We start from the raw sequence: 19,342 nt of genomic DNA on the forward strand, positions 1-19,342 counted from the left end.
CCTGGGTCTGAAACGACTTCCAGTAAAGGAACGGCGCCTTTCGCATGGTGCCTGCAAAGGATTTGGCGTCATCGAGCGGGTGGCGTCTACTGTCAGAACTGACAGTAGACTTGACCTTTGGTCGGATTAAGCCTGACTTGGCGGTTCGTCAGGCGGCGCGACATCGAATCGCTTGCTGTCCGCTGGCATGGAATGTTTTCCACCCACGACCTGTACGGCACAGGCCCATTGCGGGCCAGCAGGCAGATTTCGCTCCGATATTCCGGCCCAACGTCCGCCGTTGGTCACAAGAGACTTGGCATGTTTATCCTCGGAGTCATACCAGGCGACCACATCAACCTTCGGACCCGCCAGAGCACCGCCTGCGAATCTGGGCGTTGCTCCCTCCCACTTGCCCTCCGACGGTTCGTTGAATGAGGGTGGGGGCGCAAGGCGCTGCAGGGGTCTTGCCTCGGACCAACCGGAGTGGAACTCCCCCTTGCGCTGCTCGGTGACGAGTGAAAGGTCGGTGCCGGTCCCTGGGATTTCGATCCGGCAAAACCATGTCCCGTTTTCCTGGACCTTGGCCTGCCCCAGCTCCGCACCACCCGGCAAAGCAACCACGACGGTATCTCTTGCGTATCCGAACCCGCAGATCACCGCAGTACGTCCGACAGCCTCACCACTACCTGGCGTTTCAATGTATGCCTTGTCGGGAACGATCGTGACCTGCACATCCTCGCTAAGTGGCGACTCCTGATCCTTGAAATACTGCCTGGCTTTCAGTACGCATGGCCCCACTGGCCGTGTGAAATTCTGTTTGAAATATCCATCGCCAAAATGCGGATAAATACGAAAGGGAACGCCGTCGAGATACACATCGACCTCAGTCCGGACGAATCCTTTCCCTGCTCTGGCATAACCTTCGACCGTGAATGTACGGGGGACCGATGTTCTTGTTGTTGGAAAGTCGATCCTTGGCGCATACAAAACCACTTTGAAAGCGACCGAAGTGCTGGGCAGCGATTGCAAGTCACCCAGCACCTGTATGGCGAAAACGGTTTGGGTCAGGTAGTCGAGTTCCGTGAGCTGTACCGACCAGGCATTCCCTGTTGCGAGCGTCTCTCCCAACCGGTCGAGGGTCACGAAATCGAAAACGCTAATCGTGAAGCCGTCGATCCCGCCGGTGCCGTGCAATACCGGCAAATGATCCGTTTGCCCACCGGGTGGTGGGGTGATCACCGGTACGCTCACCGCTATATCGAAGGACATGGACACCGGATTAGAGGTTTGCCCGCCGAAAGTCTGCGTGACCGTGACCGTGTGCCTGCCGGGGCGAAACGCCGTGGGGCGCTGTAAGTCCCATTGCCCGTTCTTGTCCGTATCCGTAACCGGATAGGGGGTAGTATCGTCGCTGAACTTGATCGTCAGCACCGCTCCCGGCCAGCATTGGCCAGCAACCGTTGCAAACAAGCCGTTCGGGGTCACTTTTTCGATAACGGCAGGGGGGGCGGAGATGACCACCGAAACAGGCGGTTGAACCCTTTCTGATTGCAGCGTTGTGAACCACTGAATGGCCGTAACCTGATACGTACCAGGAGCCCAGCGTGCTGTTGCCGTGCTGGTCCAGGTCGTATCTTCGGGAACGTCGACGATCGGCACGATCGCGGAGCTGGCGCCCTCCAGTCGGACCTCGATTCTGGAGGCCGGTTGACCGGACCAGTTCCTGCCCGTACCGGAAAACGTAGGAATGCCGTCCGGGCTGACGCGCACACTCAATGTTGGACGAGGAACAGGCACCACGACCGTGGTGCCCTCCGATATCCAGTCCGAATAGATCGGCTGCCCTACACCGTCGGGCACACTTTGTCGGCCACCGATCAGCGAAGTACCCGGCAACCAATCGGGAAAGAACACCGACCAGGGAGACGTTGTCACGGTAAAGGAGTGGAGAGGCGTCCCGTTGTTCACGACGTGGAGATAGAACGTCGCACTGATATGTCCGACACCTCCGAGGGTCACCTTGCCTTGGGCATCGATCTGTACCGTCAGTTTGCTCGGTTGCGGGGGTTTTATTTTAAATGGCCGATAATCGCTTCGATCGGAAGGCACTCCCAAAGTCTGCTGGGCAGTAAGGCGGACTTCGCCGGGAGCGATACTGGCCGGGATAACGACCGGTACACTCCAGTCATTCCCTGCTACCGATTGAAGAGTGCCAACCACCGCATCATTCAGATCGAGATGGATCCTCATGATGGCCCCGACCTCGCCCCCCGTGCCGCTGACCGTGAATGAACGGTTCTGTTCTGATTGGGCGGCGGGTTGGGTAATGACAGGCAATCCGGGCAAAACGAAAACAGGCACCTTGTCGGACCATGTCGTTTCCCCGGCATAGTCCTGGCTTACATGAAAAGTGAACCGCCCGATGGGGAGCGGTGTGGTCAGCCGTATGCTCCACTGTCCGCCTTGGGCCGTTCCAGATCCATAGAGAATCACCCCACTATCAGCCTCGTAGACCTTGATTGTCGCTCCCGAATGGCCCTTGCCATTGATCACCGGTTGACGCTCTCGCAGCGAGTCACCGGATTTTGGAGAGTCAATGGTGACAGCAGCCACCACCAGATTCACAGTGACACGGTTGGACTCGTCTGAAACAGAATTCCGGATAGTCTGTTTGGCGTAGAAAGTCAGCGTCTTAAGGCCGGGGGGAAAGGCGACAGAGGCAGTCCACCCTCCATCGGTCGCAATAACCGCAGTAGCGAGTTGAGCACCGCCATTGGCATTATGCAGGGTGATAGTTCCAGCGTTAGGAATGCCTCCCGTGCCGGTAACCGTGAATGGAGTCGTTGTCACATTCCCTGAGGGGCTTTTAATGACGGGCGTGGTGGGCTTGAAGGTGAGGACGATGTCCACATCCATTTCTACGTCACTGGCACCAGATCTGTCATAAATGTATTTGAAGTAAACAGTGGCGCTCCCGCTCGGTGAATTAATCCACCCGGTAGCTTCCAGCGTATTCCACTGGCCGTTTTGATTACCTATATCATTCCAGGTGAAATCCCACGTGTTCTGACTGCTGGCTCTGACATATAAGTTGCCCTTTGTCCCTCCATTAGCCTTGGCGTTATAACGTGATGTTCTGCACTTGAATTGACTACCGTCCGCAGTAAATTCACTGAAAAATTCCAAACTGCACCAATAGGCAGTGCCTGCAACGGTTTTGTACGCTCTGATCTCTTGTCGTTCCTCCAAAACTTCATCTGACTGGATGAATGATGGCAACGTCGAATTGCTCGTGTCTGGAACATCATTTTCAATGGTGCCTTCTTCATGATCTTCCATAACCTGCTCCTCGACGGGATGTGTAGGACACGAGCTGACCATTCTCATTAATGCCAATTCGGTTATGGCCGACACCTGTAAAATCTGACAGTCCCGACAAACGGTAACTCTTCCCACAGCCCGGTTCGGCAGCGTCCTGCAAGTCGTAACAACGGGCTACGACGGCTTGTGCCATTGCCTACAAATCACTCAGAATCCGCCGGCTTGTGCGCCTTGGCGTTGCCCCGTAACTTGATCCGTGTCGCTGCCAATCAGCGGCCGGGTTTAGTCGCTCGGGCAGGTATTACGAAAGGTGTATAAGCGTCATCAAGTCGGGTACTCCCTATCCCCGCACTCGATGGTGGCTGTACGCAGGGCGCCCTCGGGCGCGCCGGTTTTTCGTAATTCCTCCCGGTCGACTAACCTGCGTTCAGCCGCCACCCCTCGTTTAGTCGCGAGGTGGTGGCAGGCCCACTAGAGGATTTACGTTTATGTTCAAAGCAACTCCAAATCCACCACTGGACACCGACCCAACAGAACCGTCCGATCAACCCGATCCGGTCTCCCCCTACGCCTCCGTCGATTCAAAGAAACTCCACGACGCCGCTCACCGGGCTCTGGATTTCTACCTCAATCCCTCGCCCGAAAAACCGCGCAATTCCGTGGATCGCGGCATGCAGATGTTCAAGGTCGATCCCGAGATCAACCCCGAAGCCATCGCCATCCAGACCTACGAAACCTTTTCGTCAGTCAGCATCCTGCTGCTCGACCTGGCCGACAGCCTGGACGACAAGCCGCGGCATCTGGCGATGGCGATCTATCAGTTGAGTGAGTTGGGGTTGTTGCTGGTGGAGAAGACGCTGGATAACGAGCGGGCGATTGCGATAACCGCATAAGAAAAAAGGCCACAACCTTCGTCAGGTTGTGGCCCTTTTTTGTTTTCAGGCCGAGGCCGGCAACGGCTGAAAACTGAAATACTGCTTCAACGCCTCGACCAGTTGCCCATACTCGGGCGGTGTCCGGTACAGGCTGAAGCCGGCGTCGTAGTGTCGGGGGGTCGCGTCTTCGTGGCACCACAGGCAACAAGCCGTCAGGTCGATAACCTGCTGACAACCCTCGCCCAAGGGGATTTTCAGGCGCAGGTTGAACTCGGCACCGATCATCATCGGCAACTGGCTGATGAGCATCAAACCGTCTTCGGACACGTTGCCCAGAAAGCCGATGGGTTTGTCGGTGACGCTGTTGAACACTCGCAGAAAATACGGCAGCTGATGCCGTTCGATTCGACGGTCGGTAAACATACTCAGTTCGCCATGCAAGGCTCCATCACAGAGCCGCACTCTCGCTTCGGAACGGACCTGTGCGTCAGGTTCGCTCTCCCCGCTCCCGGTGTGGCGCTCGCCACGTGCATCTCATGCCAGTCGCAGGTGTTGCGCCGGTACAGAATTCGATCTGCACCGGTTTCATTCGACTATAGCTCACCCTATACAAGCAGCCAGCTTTTGTATGACAACCGCCATCAGAACCGGGTTGGACGGACCACGGCGGCAGCGCTGCGCGTCGGGTAGTGACCCAGGCTCTGCAGGGTTTCCAGACGCGCGCGGGCGCGGTAGGCGTATTCGCTGTTGGGGTACGAGGCGATGATGAACTGATAGGTCTGCGCCGCATCGACGAACATTTTCTGCCGCTCGAGGCACTGGCCGCGCATCATCGACACTTCCGGCCACACGTAAGGGCGGGCACGGCTGGCGCGTTCGACCTTGGACAGTTCGAGCATCACTTGCTCGCAGTTGCCCCGGTCGTAGGCGCTGTAGGCGTTGTTCAAATGATGGTTCATCGACCAACGGGTGCAGCCCGAAGCGGCGAGGACGCTGAGGGCAAGGGCGGCAATGGGCACGAATCGCATGGGGGGGGTTCTCCTGTCTTGTGCTCTGTATCGACCCCTGGTCGGAAATCTTCAGGCGCGTTTGTCCCAAAGTTGCCGTGTTCAATAAAGAAAGTATTAAGTAGTGCAAACGAACAATGACTACACCCCAAGAGCATAGTAGCCTTCGCTGGCGCTTGAACTTGAGGAGTCTTTGCATGTCCGTCCGTCGTACCAAAATCGTCGCTACCCTTGGCCCGGCCAGTAACTCGCCGGAAGTTCTCGAACAGCTGATTCTGGCTGGCCTGGACGTCGCCCGTCTGAACTTCTCCCACGGCACCCCCGACGAGCACAAGGCTCGCGCGAAGCTGGTGCGTGACCTCGCTGCCAAGCACGGCCGCTTCGTCGCCTTGCTGGGTGACCTGCAAGGCCCGAAAATCCGAATCGCCAAATTCGCCAACAAGCGCATCGAGCTGAAGATCGGTGACCAGTTCACCTTCTCCACCAGCCATCCGCTGACCGAAGGCAACCAGCAGGTGGTCGGCATCGACTACCCGGACCTGGTCAAGGACTGCGGCGTGGGCGACGAGCTGCTGCTCGACGACGGCCGCGTGGTCATGCGCGTTGAAACCGCCACCGCGACCGAGCTGAACTGCGTCGTGACCATCGGCGGCCCGCTGTCCGACCACAAAGGCATCAACCGTCGCGGTGGCGGCCTGACCGCTCCGGCCCTGACTGAAAAAGACAAGGCCGACATCAAGCTCGCCGCTGAAATGGAAGTCGACTACCTCGCCGTGTCCTTCCCGCGTGACGCTGCCGACATGAACTACGCCCGTCAACTGCGCGACGAAGCCGGCGGCACCGCCTGGCTGGTGGCGAAGATCGAACGCGCCGAAGCCGTGGCCGACGACGAAACCCTCGACGGCCTGATCAAGGCTTCCGACGCCGTGATGGTTGCCCGTGGCGACCTGGGTGTGGAAATCGGCGACGCCGAACTGGTGGGCATCCAGAAGAAAATCATTCTGCACGCACGCCGCCACAACAAAGCGGTGATCGTGGCGACCCAGATGATGGAGTCGATGATCCAGAACCCGATGCCGACCCGCGCCGAAGTGTCCGACGTGGCCAACGCCGTGCTCGACTACACCGACGCCGTGATGCTGTCTGCCGAATCCGCTGCCGGCGCTTATCCGCTGGAAGCCGTGCAGGCGATGGCGCGCATCTGCGTCGGCGCTGAAAAGCACCCGACCAGCAAGACCTCCAGCCACCGCATCGGCAAGGAATTCGAGCGCTGCGACGAGAGCATTGCGCTGGCGACCATGTACACCGCCAACCACTTCCCGGGCGTGAAAGCGATCATCGCGCTGACCGAAAGCGGCTACACCCCGCTGATCATGTCGCGTATTCGTTCGTCGGTGCCGATCTACTGCTTCACCCCGCACCGCGAAGCCCAGGCCCGCGCTGCGATGTTCCGTGGCGTGTACACCGTACCGTTCGACCCGGCTTCGCTGGCCCCGAACGAAGTCAGCCAGAAAGCCATCGACGAGCTGGTCAAGCGCGGCGTGGTCGAGAAAGGCGACTGGGTCATCCTGACCAAGGGCGACAGCTATCACACCACCGGCGGCACCAACGGCATGAAGATCCTGCACGTGGGCGACCCGCAGGTCTGAGTGACCGGTTGCTGAAAACGAAAAGCCCCGCCATGTGAATGGCGGGGCTTTTTTGGTTTTGGTGGTGTTCGGCTTGATATTTGTTGTGTGCTGAAGATCCTGCCCCCTCACCCCAGCCCTCTCCCCCAGGGGGCGAGGGGGAAAGGGAGCCGATCGGGGGCCTTTCAAAATAGGCGTTCGGCTCAATTCAGATACTGATTTCGGAGATTACAGATCCTGAGTTCAGCTCAATCTTTCAGGTCGATGCAGCATGCCAGAACACCTCGGTCGGCTCCCTCTCCCTCCGGGAGAGGGCTGGGGTGAGGGCTGTTTTTAGTGCTTGCGAATAAACCCGGTCAACGCCGCCAACGCCTCCGGCGTCCTCAGCCGCTGGGTGAACAGCGCGCCCTCCTCCTCGATCACCTTGCGGATCAACTCGCGATCCGGCGCGCGCATCAGTTGCTTGCTGATCCGCACCGCTTCAGCCGGCAACTCGTCAAACCGCAACGCCATCTCCCGCGCCTTGCCCAACGCGGCTTCGCCACTGCCCAGCGCCTCGGTCGCGATCCCCCATTGCGCCGCCTGCTCACCGGTAAAACCCTCACCCAGCAGCAACAACTCCGACGCTTTGGCCTGCCCCAACAAACGCGGCAGGATCAGGCTGGAACCGAACTCCGGGCACAACCCGAGATTGACGAACGGCATGCGCAACCGCGCATCCCGCGCCACGTACACCAGATCGCAATGTAGCAACAGCGTCGTGCCAATCCCCACCGCCGCCCCGGCCACGGCGGCGATCACCGGTTTGCGGCACTCCAGTAGTTCGAGCATGAAGTGAAACACCGGGCTGTCGAGGTCGCTCGGCGGTTGCTGGATGAAGTCGGCGATGTCGTTGCCGGCGGTGAAACACTCAGCGCTGCCGGTGATCAGCACGGCGTTGATTTCGGGGTCGTGATTCGCCTGTTTGAGCGCATCGGCCAACTGGCTGTACATGGCGCGGGTCAGGGCGTTTTTCTTGTCGGGACGGTTGAGGCGCAGGGTCAGCAAACCGCGTTCGCGGTGCAGCAGGATGGCTTCGGGCATGGCAGGTCTCGCGTCTGAGAATTCAGCGCTCAACCACGGCTCAGGAAGACATCGGCCAGCAGTTGATTGCGCGGCAGTCCGGCCAGGAACAGACGCTTGGCAAACGCGTCGACGCTGGCCGTCGAGCCGCAGACTAAGGCCAGGGTTTGTCGGGAGACAAGGCGCAGTTGCGCCAAAGCGCCCGGCAACTCGGCCGCCGTCCACCCTTCGACGCTGAGGTTTTCCCGCTGCGCGGCCAGTGCTTCAAGGGGTTTGGCCAGGTAATGCCCGTCGGCATCATGGGCCAGATGAATGACGCGGATGGCGCCCCGATGATCGTGACGCAAGGCTTCGCGCAACACACCGAACAACGGGCCGAGCCCGGTGCCGGCGGCGAGCAGCCACAGCGGCCGGTCATGCCAGTCCGGGTCGTAATGCAACGCACCGCCGCGCAGTTCGCCGAGGCGGATCGGGTCGCCGATCTGTAGGCGGCGCGCGGCATCGCTGAATTCGCCGGGCTGGCGGCAATCGAGGTGGAACTCGAGAAAGCGGTCTTCTTCCGGCAGGCTCGCCAGCGAATAAGGCCGCGCAATGTGGCCGGCCCATAGCACCAGATGCTGGCCGGCGCTGTAGCGCAACGGCCGCTGGGGTGTCAGGCGCAATCGCAGCACGCTGTCGCCGAGCCAGTCCAGCGCTTCGACCGTGGCCGAGCGACCATCGGTGACGGGGTCGAAAGTATGCACCTGCAAGTCTTCGATCACCTGGCACTGACAGGCCAGCCGCCAGCCCTGATCACGCTGCTCGGCGCTCAAGGCATCGGGGCGACTGTCGGCGGGCAAGCCCTGCACGCATTGCACCAGACACGCATGGCAACTGCCGGCGCGGCAGCTATAAGGCACCGCCACACCGTTCTGATTGAGGGCATCGAGCAGGTTGCTGCCCGCTGCCACCGACCACTGTCGTTCACCGACCCGCAGTTCAGGCATCGACGTTCTCCCACGCGGCTGCGCAACGGTTGCGCCCGTCACGCTTGGCCCGGTACAGCGCCTGATCGGCACGCTGCAAGGCATCGTCCAGATCATCGCCCAGTTCCAGCAGGGTCATGCCGGCGGACAGGCTCAGGTTTTTCACATTCAGGCCCACCAGTTCGACGTCGGTGAAGGCGATGCGCAGCCGTTCGCAACAGGCGGTCAGGCGCTCGGCGTTGCAATCGGGCAGCAGCACCACGAATTCTTCACCACCATAACGCGCCAGCACATCGCCGTCGCGCAGACAGGCCCCGGCCACCCCGGCGAAGGCTTGCAGCACCTGATCGCCGGCGGCATGGCCGTGAATATCGTTGATGCGCTTGAAGTGGTCGAGGTCGATCAGCGCCAGGCCATGCACCACGTCGGCCTCCATCGCATTCAGCTCGCGGGTGGCCAGGCGCAGGAAATGCCGGCGATTGAACAGCCCGGTCAATTCGTCGGTGGCCACCAGGTCTTCGAGCTGGCGCATCATCCCGCGCAGGGTGTCCTGATGCGCCTGCAAGGCGAACCGGCGCTGACGCATGCGTTGGCGCGACGTCTGGACGAAACGCGCGTAAATCACCAGCCACGCCAGCACGATCAGCAGAATGCACGCCTGCAACGCGGACAGCGCCGGATCGTGAAGACGCATGTGATAACCGTCCCACAGCGTGATGGCGCAGAAGCTGAAGAACACCAGCATCGCGCAGCGCACGAACGCCCGTTGTGAAAGATGGAACAGGCCGAACAGCAGGATCAGCACATAAAAGACCAGAAACTCGCCCCGAGCCTCCTCCAGATGTGCAATCAGCCACGTCTGCCAGCCGAGGCCAAGCAGCACTTGTGCTTCCGTCAGGCTCGGGTCGGAAAAACGCAGGTTGCAGCCAGAAAAGAATAGGGCAAACAGGGTCGCCTGACTGATTACCACCAGTGCGCTGCCGACGGCGACGCCGGCCAGTGAGTCATTGTAATGACCAGTGAAATACGCCAGCCACAGCAGCAGCAAAGCCAATCCATAGGTGGCTGCAGCGAGGGCGAAGCGTTTGAGCAAAAGACGTTGAATGGCGTTATGGGTCAATCGTTGACTCACCGTGCGATAAGAGGCTGACCGAGTGTCCTACTCTACAGACCGGCTGCCACTTTAGTGGCCCAGTCGATAAATGACCATTGATTTTCGGGCCGGGTATTTGGCGTCAAAAACCTGCAGCCATGCGACCAACGAATGACTCCCGGCAGATGTGCCCGCCACCGAGGCGCGGTATACTGCCGCGCCTTTTTAGCGTCGCGCCAGCAGCCCCGGCGTGCCTTGAAAGGTGTCTGCGACCGACCGATGCACCCAAGCCGCAGGCACCTTATTGAATGTTCCCGTCTTTTAGAGGAGCGCGACTCATGACCGTGATCAAGCAAGACGACCTGATTCAGAGCGTTGCCGACGCCCTGCAGTTCATTTCCTACTACCACCCCGTGGACTTCATCCAGGCGATGCACGAAGCCTACCTGCGCGAAGAATCGCCAGCGGCCCGTGACTCGATGGCGCAGATCCTGATCAACTCGCGCATGTGCGCCACCGGCCACCGGCCGATCTGCCAGGACACCGGCATCGTGACCGTGTTCGTGCGTGTGGGCATGGACGTACGTTGGGATGGCGCGACCATGAGCCTGGACGACATGATCAACGAAGGCGTGCGCCGCGCCTACAACCTGCCGGAAAACGTCCTGCGTGCTTCGATCCTGGCCGACCCGGCCGGTGCGCGCAAGAACACCAAGGACAACACCCCGGCAGTCATCCACTACTCCATCGTTCCGGGTAACACCGTGGAAGTGGACGTGGCGGCCAAGGGCGGCGGTTCCGAGAACAAGTCGAAAATGGCCATGCTCAACCCGTCCGACTCGATCGTCGACTGGGTACTCAAGACCGTTCCGACCATGGGCGCCGGCTGGTGCCCGCCGGGCATGCTGGGCATCGGCATCGGCGGCACCGCCGAGAAAGCCGCTGTGATGGCAAAAGAAGTGTTAATGGAATCCATCGACATTCACGAGCTCAAAGCCCGTGGCCCGCAGAACCGCATCGAAGAAATGCGTCTGGAGCTGTTCGAGAAGGTCAACCAGCTGGGCATCGGCGCCCAGGGCCTCGGTGGCCTGACCACCGTGCTCGACGTGAAGATCATGGATTACCCGACCCACGCCGCCTCTTTGCCGGTGTGCATGATCCCGAACTGCGCCGCCACCCGTCACGCGCACTTCGTGCTGGACGGTTCCGGCCCTGCTTCGCTGGAAGCGCCACCGCTGGACGCCTACCCGGAAATCGTCTGGGAAGCCGGCCCGTCGGCCCGTCGCGTCAACCTCAACACCCTGACCCCGGAAGACGTGCAGAGCTGGAAACCGGGCGAAACCGTCCTGCTCAACGGCAAGATGCTCACCGGTCGCGACGCCGCGCACAAGCGCATGGTCGAGATGCTGAACAAGGGCGAAACCCTGCCGGTGGACCTCAAAGGTCGCTTCATCTACTACGTCGGCCCGGTTGATCCGGTCGGTGACGAAGTGGTTGGCCCGGCTGGCCCGACCACCGCCACGCGGATGGACAAGTTCACCCGTCAGATCCTCGAGCAGACCGGCCTGTTGGGCATGATCGGCAAGTCCGAGCGTGGCCCGACCGCCATCGACGCGATCAAGGACAACAAGGCCGTGTACCTGATGGCCGTCGGCGGTGCCGCTTACCTGGTGGCGCAAGCGATCAAGAAGTCCAAGGTCCTGGCGTTCGCCGAGCTGGGCATGGAAGCGATCTACGAGTTCGAGGTCAAGGACATGCCGGTCACCGTCGCGGTGGACAGCAAAGGTGAATCGGTGCACATCACCGGTCCTGCGATCTGGCAACAGAAGATCAGCGAAAGCCTGGCGGTTGAAGTGCAGTAAGCGCTTCATCCGTCAGTGAAAAGGCCGGGCGGTCAGCAATGACCGCCCGGCCTTTTTTTTCGCCTGCCATAAAGTGCAGACAAAGACACCTGTCAGATCTGACAGGTGTCGAAGGAAAAATGCTCTGTTAGCGTGCAATCTCGGCATTCACTGGTTGCGTTGCTATGGTTCCTGATGCAGATGCGCTCGTCACCCCGCCCTCCATTGCCAAAACTGCGTCCATTGCCACCAATGGACGCAGTTGGGGGGAGATCGGTGCGACCGGGCAACGGTCTTACTCATTGACGTTGCCGATCATCGCTGCGCGCTCGCTCAATCCTGACCTGCAACTGGTCTATGACGGCAACGCGGGTAACGGCAAGTGCGGCCTCGGCTGGGACTTGCCGCTGCCAGTCATCTCCCGCAAGACCAGCAAGGGCGCACCGAAATACGCACCCGACGACGTCATGCAGGCGGACGGCACCGATCTGCGACCCGAACTGACAACCCGCGGCAAGATCAAGGCAACCCGGCGCACCCGTGGCAAGGGCAAGAACGCCCGCAAGTTTTCCGTGGTGCGCTACATCCCTCGCCTGGAAAGTACGTTCGACCGCTACGAACGCTGGACCTCTGCCGACGGCAATACCTTCTGGATCGTGTTCCGCGCTGACGGCTCGCAAGATTGCTATGGCAATAACCCGGGCTCACGCATCTACGACCCGGCAGACCCAGGCAATATCGCCACGTGGTTGCTGGTGGAAACCCGGAACGCGGTGGGAGAAAACATCTTTTACGAATACAAGGCCGATGACAAAGTCGCCGGCGCTCGTTTTGATTACCAGGCCCAACGTTATTTGCGTCAGGTCTGTTACTGCAACAAGAGCGCCAGCACTGATCTGTATTGCCTTGGTAATGAGCAGCCAGAACTGCTGGACTGGCTGTTCCGGCTGGTCGTCGACTACGGCGAACGCGTCGCTGGCTATGACGACATCCCACCGTACACGGCCGCCAACGAAAACGCCTGGACGGTGCGCTCCGATCCGTTTCGCATGCATCGTTTCGGCTTCGAGGTCGGCACCCGGCGCCTGTGTCGGCAGTTTCTGCTGTTCAACCACACCGGCCCCGCTCCTGCCCTGGTCAATCGCCTGTTGCTGGAATACGAAACCACGCCGCAGCAATACAGCCAGCTGAAAGCCGCGCATCACATGAGTTATGACGCCGCCGGCCAGGTCAAACACACGCCTCCTATCGAGTATTTCAATCAGGCTCTTGTGCTCAACACACGGCCCCAGGCCTTCCTTGCACTTGATCGCATGCCCGGCCTCGACAACGGCCAGCCCTATCATTGCGTCGATCTCTATGGTGAAGGTTTGCCCGGTTTCCTTTGCCAGTACAACAACGCCTGGTACTACCGCGAACCCTTGCGCGGCACACCCGGGACGGACGAGATCAACTACGACCCATGGTCTTTGCTGCCATTGATCCCCAATGCCGACAGCAGTAAATCAGTGCTGCAGATCCTCACCGATCTTACCGGCAACGGACGTCTGGACTGGGTGGTCGCGCAGCTCGGTGGCAGCGGTTATTACACGCTCAACCCGGATCGAAACTGGTCATTGTTCAAACCTTTCAGCCAGTTCCCTGTGGAATTTTTCCATTATTCAGCGCGAATGGGCGACTTTAGCGGTGACGGGCTGGAATCGATGGCCCTCATCGGCCCGAACAGCGTGCGGGTGTATGCGAACCTGAGGGAAAAGGGCTTCGCTCCCGGCCAGGATGTACCCCATGCCCCGGACAGATTGCCGCTGTTCAGCGATGACAAAAGCGCACTGGTGACCTTCAGCAACATGGGCGCCAGTGGAATGGAGCTATGCCGGATTCGCCACGATGAAATCCGTTGCTGGATCAGCCTCGGCCATGGTCGGTTCGCAGAAGGTTTCAAGTTGAGCGACTTGCCGTTCAACTATGGCGAGTTCGATGCCGACCGGGTGCGTATCGCCGATCTGGACGGCTCCGGTGCCCCGGCCTTCATTTACCTGTCTTCGGATTATTTCGAAATCTGGCTCAACCAGGGCGGCAATGGCCTGGCCGCGACGCCGGTACGCGTCCCATGGCCCAGAGGCGTGCGCTATGACAACCTCTGCCAGGTGACCTTCGCCGATCTGCAAGGCATTGGCTGCGCCAGCCTGCTGCTGACCGTGCCACACATGAAACCGCGGCACTGGGTGTATCACTTTGTCAGTGAGCGGCCGTACCTGCTTACCGGCTGCAATAACAACATGGGCTACAGCGCCACCCTGAGTTATCGCAGCAGCGCACAGTTCTGGCTGGATGAAAAACGCCAGGAGCTGATCGCACTCAGGCGCCCGGTCTGCCATCTGCCGTTCCCGCAGATGGTGCTCGAATGGTTGCGTCAGGATGATGAAGTTACCGGTAATTACCTGATGCAGTTCCACGAGTATTTCGAGGGTTACTACGACGGGCTCGAGCGCGAATTTCGCGGCTTCGGCCGGGTCTGTCAGATCGACAGCGAACTGGAATCGGGCAAGGCCGAGAGCGGCCATACGGCGCCGACGCGGATGACGCACTGGTTTCATACCGGCAAAAGTATCGATCTGGTTTTGAACAATATTGGCGACCTCGACGATGAGATACAGCCACTGTGCCCCACTGTCATTTCAGCCTACGACACAAAACTTCGCAAAGAGCGCATTCGCAAGCGCCGCAAGGCCGAAGCCCCCGAAATTGCCTATGCCCTGGCGGGTCGCCTGCTTCGCACCGAAGTCTGCCAGGCAGACGACCCTGCCCCTGCGCGCCTGTTCTCTCTGAACGAGTCCCGCTATCGGGTGCGGGTCGTCAACGAAAGCCCATCCAGCCTGCTGGTGCTGGAACTGGAAAGCCGCAGCCAACAATACGAACGTTTCATGGACGACCCTAACTGTCAGCACGTGGTCAATCTGGCGTGGAACGAATACGGCCAACTGACTCACAGCCTGACGGTTGCCTGCGCACGCCGTCGAACCGAAACAGACGAACCGCCCTTCGATCAAGAGGATCAGCGGCGCGCCTGGGTGGACAGTCACGATGAGCAACAGCGGCACTTCTATCTGGCGGAAACCCTTGTCGAGCACACGCACCTGATCACTGACGGCCACTGGCTGCTCAATCTGCCCTTGCGCAAGCGCGGCAATGCGCTGATGTTGCCCAAGGGGGCATTGCCGGGTGGATTGACTGCGGACGCAATCAGTTTCGAAAACGTCGTCCTACACAAAGACAGTGCGCAATGGACAGCGGCCCGCGAGCTGACCTCGCTCTCGCAACAAACCTATCTGGAGGCGGCCGGCGAGATTCTGTATCCGCCATTGGCGGGGCCAACCGAGCAGGCGGTGTTCGACAAAAAAGCACTGGCAGCCTACGACGACGTCCCAATTGTCATTCGGGACGAGTTGGCAAAAATCGGCTACGCCCCGATGAAGCTGTTCTTCCCGGAAGACTCGGCACAGGATCAGCTGCAAAACCTGTGGTCGGCACGGAGCGGCTTCTTTACTTACGACAATGCCAACGGTTTTTATCACGTCACCGATGTGCAACCGACCGCCAGCCATGGCGCAACCCACATCACCCGGGACGCAGACCATCTGCTGACCATTGCCATAAGACCGCCGGACGGCTGCGTCACGACAGTGACCTACGACATGCACACACTGCTGCCGTGGAGTGTCACCGACCCCAACGAGAATATTCACGAAGTGCTGTACGAAGCGGGGGGTCATCCCATCGCGCACAGTTCTCATGGAACCGAAGGGGGCGTGCGCGCCGGTTTCGAACCTCTGTCCGTTTATCCACCTCAGTCTGATCTGAGCGTCGAGTTTGCCCTCGCCAATCCGAAAACCGTGCTGGCGTCCGCTGCCGGCGTGGTGCGCACCGATCTGTTCAGCTGGATGCCATTGCTACCGGTCAAAACGGCGCGGCTCAAAAGAAAGCAATGGATCGCCAACGGCCTGATCCTGCCCGACGGGCACATACGCGCATCGGCCCTGCGCGGGTTGACCAGGCTGAAAAAACGCACCGCCAGCGAACAGACCCTGCTCAAGATCATCCTGACCGCCCTCAGGCAGCCGGTTCACAGCCTCAACCTGGTTGCCGACCGCTACCACACCGACCCGTTGCAACAGATTCAGATGACCCTTCGCTACGTCGACGGATTCGGCCGGGAACTGCAAAGCAAACAGCTAGTGCCGCCGGGCGATGCCTTTGTGGCCACGTCCGATAACGGCCTCGAGACCGGCGCCGACGGCAAGCCGATTGAAATGCCCGCCGCGCGTCGCTGGCGGGTCATGGGACGCATCGAATACAACCACAAGGGCGAACCGATTCGGACCTATCGCCCTTATTTCCTCGACACCCATCGCTGCATCAATGACAGCGCCATGCGTGAGCACGGCTATCACGACCAAATGTTCTACGACGCGTTGGGGCGTCCGGTCCGGACACTCAATGCCTTGGGCGATCTGGCGTTCGAGCTTCTGCATCCGTGGTTCAAACTCAGTTACGACTTCAACGATACCCACGAACCAGCGCCCGCCGGGCCGGCGAAGAAAACCACGCCGGCAAAACCTGCAAAACGGGTCAAGTCATGAACACCGGCGTGCACCATCTCACACCGAAGATGTCGGTAATCGGCCCCCGTGGCGAGGCTGTCAGGCACGTTAACTATCTGCGCACGGTGGCCGGCGGAGAGGTGCGAGCGCTCATCAACCGACTGCAATATGACGTGGCCGGCCACCTGGTTGCACAGCGAGATCCGCGCCTGCCCACACCCAATACAACAACGGTGCACAGACTCGATGGCATGGCGGTCAGAACCCACAACGTCGACGGCGGAGAACACACTGTCCTGCCCGGCCTCGGCAGCGAGCTACTGCAAAGCTGGGATGCAAACGACAATCACCGGGAGATGGGCTACGACCCGCAACTGCGGCTGCGGAGCGTCACGGAAAACGGGGTAACCGGCATCGAAAACTTCAACTACGACGACGCCCTGGCCGACCCGACGCACAACCTGCGCGGTCAGATGACGGCGCTAAGCGATCCATCGGGCACGTTACAAATCAACAGTTTCGCCATGAGCGGCCCGTCACTGGAAGAAACCCGCACCTTCAAGGACGGCAAGATCTGCACCAGCCGCCAGCGCTTCAGCGCCGTCGGTGCGCGGCTGCAAATCACCGACGCCGGCGGGCATGTACAACAATCGACCTACGACATCGCCGGGCAGCTTATTCAAGTGCAGCTGCAACTCAGTGGACAAAACCTCCAGAATATTTTGAACGGCGCGACTTACAACGCTGCCGGCCAGATCACCGAGCAACGGCTCGGCAACGGCGTGACCAGCCACTGGCACTACCGGCAGGCCGACGGACGCCTGCTTCGCCAATATGCGCAAAAGGCATCAGAACCGGCGGTTCAGGATTTCGAGTATGAGTACGACGCAGCAGGAAACGTCATCCGGATTGTCGCTCCCACCTACAAAACGACGTTTTTCCGCAACCAGCGGGTCGACGGTGAACGTGCATTTGTCTATGACTCGATGTACCGGCTGAAGCACGCCACTGGTTACAGCGACGCCCCGCCCGCAGACAACCCCGGGCGGCCGCAACCCACCGATCCCAATGACCGACTCAACTACGTCGAGTCTTTCGAATACGACGATGGCAACAACCTGAAGAAATTGACCCACGTTCGCGACGGCAACACCTACACCCGCGAGATGTTCATTGACCCTGCGAGCAATCGCGGTGTGCGCTGGAAAACGGGGGACCCGGTCCCTGATTTCGGCGCTCTGTTCGACCCTGCCGGCAATCTCAGGCATCTGCAGGCCGACCAGCCGCTCGACTGGAACAGCCGCAACCAACTGCAATCGCTGACCCTCGTCGAACATGACAGCGGGCCATCGGATCAGGAGCTGTACCAATACAGCCAGGGCACCAGGGTCTACAAACGTCACGAAACCCACACCAGCAAAGTCAGCCACGTGGATGAAGTGCATTACGTGGGAAGTCTGGAAATCCGCACCAAAAGCAGCGGTGAGGAATTGCACCGGATCACTGTCGCAACCGGTATCGGTGAGGTGACTTGCCTGCACTGGGTAGCCGGAAAGCCGCCGGGCATCGATGTTGATCAGGTGCGTTATTCCCATTCCGACCACCTGGGATCGAGCGTGACGGAGATTGATCAACGGGCGCAGATAATCAGCCGCGAAAGCTACTACGCCTTCGGCGGCACCGCGTCGATGGCGGCCCGCTCGCAGATCGAAGCGGACTACAAGTTCATCCGCTACTCAGGCGAGGAAGCGGACGCCACCGGGCTTTATTACTACGGCGCGCGGTATTACGCGCCGTGGTTGTGTCGCTGGGTCAGCAGCGACCCGGCCGGGGATGAGGACGGGCTGAACCGGTACGCATTTGTCGGGAACAACCCGATGACATACGTCGACACTAACGGGCAGACCAGGACACCTGCAGAGCTGAAAAGGCAGGCTGACTACTCGATGAACTTCCTGAGTGCAGCCAACAGGCAAATGGACGTTCTCGAACGACAGATTGACAACCTTTCGAGTCGGAGTCGGTTCCGTACCGTCACCACTGCAAAATTTGTCGTACAAGTCTCGAAGGTTCTTGCCAGTTGGTTCTCCACAAACGATCTCTTCAGTGCGGTGGAAACATTCGCCGGAGGAGATCCTTATTCATCAATGGTGGGTGAACTCAAGGGGCTGACCGTCGGCAACTTCACCGCTGATCGTTCCGCTGAACTGGTCGATATGGCCTTTTCAAACTTTCAGGACGTTTCCAACCCTCTGATACCCCGCAAAGCCGATATATCGGCTGAATCACTCTCGCAACAGGCGAGGGGTGTGGAAAGTGGCCCCCTCGATGCTTTCATGCACATCAGATCTTTTGAGCCAAAGGACGCCATCGAAGCCTCGGTCAATGCCATCTCCGCCACCGGGGGATCACAACTCTACGGCGTCGGAGAATTAATAGAACTCGCGAAAGTGGCAGAACAGGGAAGCAGGGCCGAAGAAGGCATGTTTTCACAAGAGATCGACGCGCATCTGAATGCGCTCGACGCATTGCGCGAGAAAGTTGTCAGAGTATCCAATGCCGGCCAAATAGCCTTCAGCGAGCTTGGGGTCAACGAGTTCTACAACTCGGATGTCGATCATCTACTCGATCTGGGGCAAGGGAGAGTCGGCACTCAACAAGCCAGATCAGTCAGACTCGATAATCTGCACGCACTCACTGAAAAAGCCTTGTACGTTGTCGATGACAGAAAGCAAATGCTCAAGACCTATGGCAGGCGGACCGCGCACAAACAGAAGAACAACTAACAACCGACAGGTGATCAAACCGGGCATGAAAAGGTGAAAATCTGGTCAAGTGGCAATGATGGACACCCAGGGTCATCGGGGGAAAATCACTGACATGCTCCGCGGTCTGGCAAACACGCTTCGACACCACCGGGCCAGACAGAGGGCAGCCCGTGAACACACGGATTTTATAGTGTGATAA

11 protein-coding genes are annotated in these 19,342 nt (G+C 59.6%); 5 read left to right on the forward strand and 6 right to left on the reverse strand.

Going from position 1 to position 19,342, the window contains the following annotated elements; genetic code table 11:
• Positions 1–126: 126 nt before the first annotated feature.
• The gene (locus CAF74_RS02730; protein ID WP_085745229.1) at positions 127–3,321 is read right to left on the reverse strand and encodes a hypothetical protein; all 3,195 of its coding nucleotides are present in this window, start codon (positions 3,319–3,321) and stop codon (positions 127–129) included.
• Positions 3,322–3,791: 470 nt separating this feature from the next.
• Between CAF74_RS02730 and CAF74_RS02735 the strand changes: the two genes are divergently transcribed.
• On the forward strand, positions 3,792–4,196 hold the full coding sequence (locus tag CAF74_RS02735; RefSeq protein ID WP_085745230.1) for a DUF6124 family protein: 405 nt from the start codon (positions 3,792–3,794) through the stop codon (positions 4,194–4,196).
• 45 nt (positions 4,197–4,241) lie between these two features.
• On the opposite strand, the gene CAF74_RS02740 is transcribed toward CAF74_RS02735, so the two are convergent.
• Complete coding sequence (locus CAF74_RS02740) at positions 4,242–4,601, reverse strand: PilZ domain-containing protein (RefSeq protein ID WP_007951248.1); 360 nt, start codon at positions 4,599–4,601, stop codon at positions 4,242–4,244.
• Positions 4,602–4,819: 218 nt separating this feature from the next.
• On the reverse strand, positions 4,820–5,206 hold the full coding sequence (locus CAF74_RS02745; protein WP_011335675.1) for a tol-pal system YbgF family protein: 387 nt from the start codon (positions 5,204–5,206) through the stop codon (positions 4,820–4,822).
• Between the two features lie 176 nt (positions 5,207–5,382).
• Here CAF74_RS02745 and pyk point away from each other — a divergent pair, with 176 nt between their 5' ends.
• Complete coding sequence (pyk, locus tag CAF74_RS02750; protein WP_007951250.1) at positions 5,383–6,834, forward strand: pyruvate kinase; 1,452 nt, start codon at positions 5,383–5,385, stop codon at positions 6,832–6,834.
• A gap of 312 nt (positions 6,835–7,146) precedes the next feature.
• Here pyk and CAF74_RS02755 read toward each other — a convergent pair whose 3' ends face one another.
• From CAF74_RS02755 to CAF74_RS02765, 3 genes are read right to left on the reverse strand one after another with little or no spacing between them, the layout of a single operon-like run.
• Positions 7,147–7,896 (reverse strand): enoyl-CoA hydratase-related protein, encoded by a 750-nt coding sequence (locus CAF74_RS02755; protein ID WP_085745231.1) that lies wholly within the window; start codon positions 7,894–7,896, stop codon positions 7,147–7,149.
• Positions 7,897–7,925: 29 nt separating this feature from the next.
• Positions 7,926–8,861, reverse strand: coding sequence for an iron-sulfur-binding ferredoxin reductase (locus tag CAF74_RS02760; protein ID WP_085745232.1), 936 nt, complete (start codon positions 8,859–8,861; stop codon positions 7,926–7,928).
• Positions 8,854–9,960, reverse strand: coding sequence for a diguanylate cyclase (locus tag CAF74_RS02765; protein ID WP_085745233.1), 1,107 nt, complete (start codon positions 9,958–9,960; stop codon positions 8,854–8,856). The genes CAF74_RS02760 and CAF74_RS02765 overlap by 8 nt, the downstream gene beginning before the upstream one ends.
• A gap of 311 nt (positions 9,961–10,271) precedes the next feature.
• Between CAF74_RS02765 and CAF74_RS02770 the strand changes: the two genes are divergently transcribed.
• The 3 genes from CAF74_RS02770 to CAF74_RS02780 all read left to right on the forward strand — a co-directional run bounded on the left by CAF74_RS02770 (position 10,272) and on the right by CAF74_RS02780 (position 19,161).
• Positions 10,272–11,795, forward strand: a complete 1,524-nt coding sequence (locus tag CAF74_RS02770) for a fumarate hydratase (RefSeq protein WP_085745234.1) — start codon at positions 10,272–10,274, stop codon at positions 11,793–11,795.
• Between the two features lie 164 nt (positions 11,796–11,959).
• The gene (locus tag CAF74_RS02775) at positions 11,960–16,414 is read left to right on the forward strand and encodes a SpvB/TcaC N-terminal domain-containing protein (RefSeq protein ID WP_085745235.1); all 4,455 of its coding nucleotides are present in this window, start codon (positions 11,960–11,962) and stop codon (positions 16,412–16,414) included.
• Positions 16,411–19,161, forward strand: coding sequence for an RHS repeat-associated core domain-containing protein (locus CAF74_RS02780; protein WP_085745236.1), 2,751 nt, complete (start codon positions 16,411–16,413; stop codon positions 19,159–19,161). The genes CAF74_RS02775 and CAF74_RS02780 overlap by 4 nt, the downstream gene beginning before the upstream one ends.
• Positions 19,162–19,342: the final 181 nt, after the last annotated feature.

This window comes from Pseudomonas sp. R45(2017) (genome assembly GCF_002112305.1).
Classification (GTDB): domain Bacteria; phylum Pseudomonadota; class Gammaproteobacteria; order Pseudomonadales; family Pseudomonadaceae; genus Aquipseudomonas; species Aquipseudomonas paraglycinae.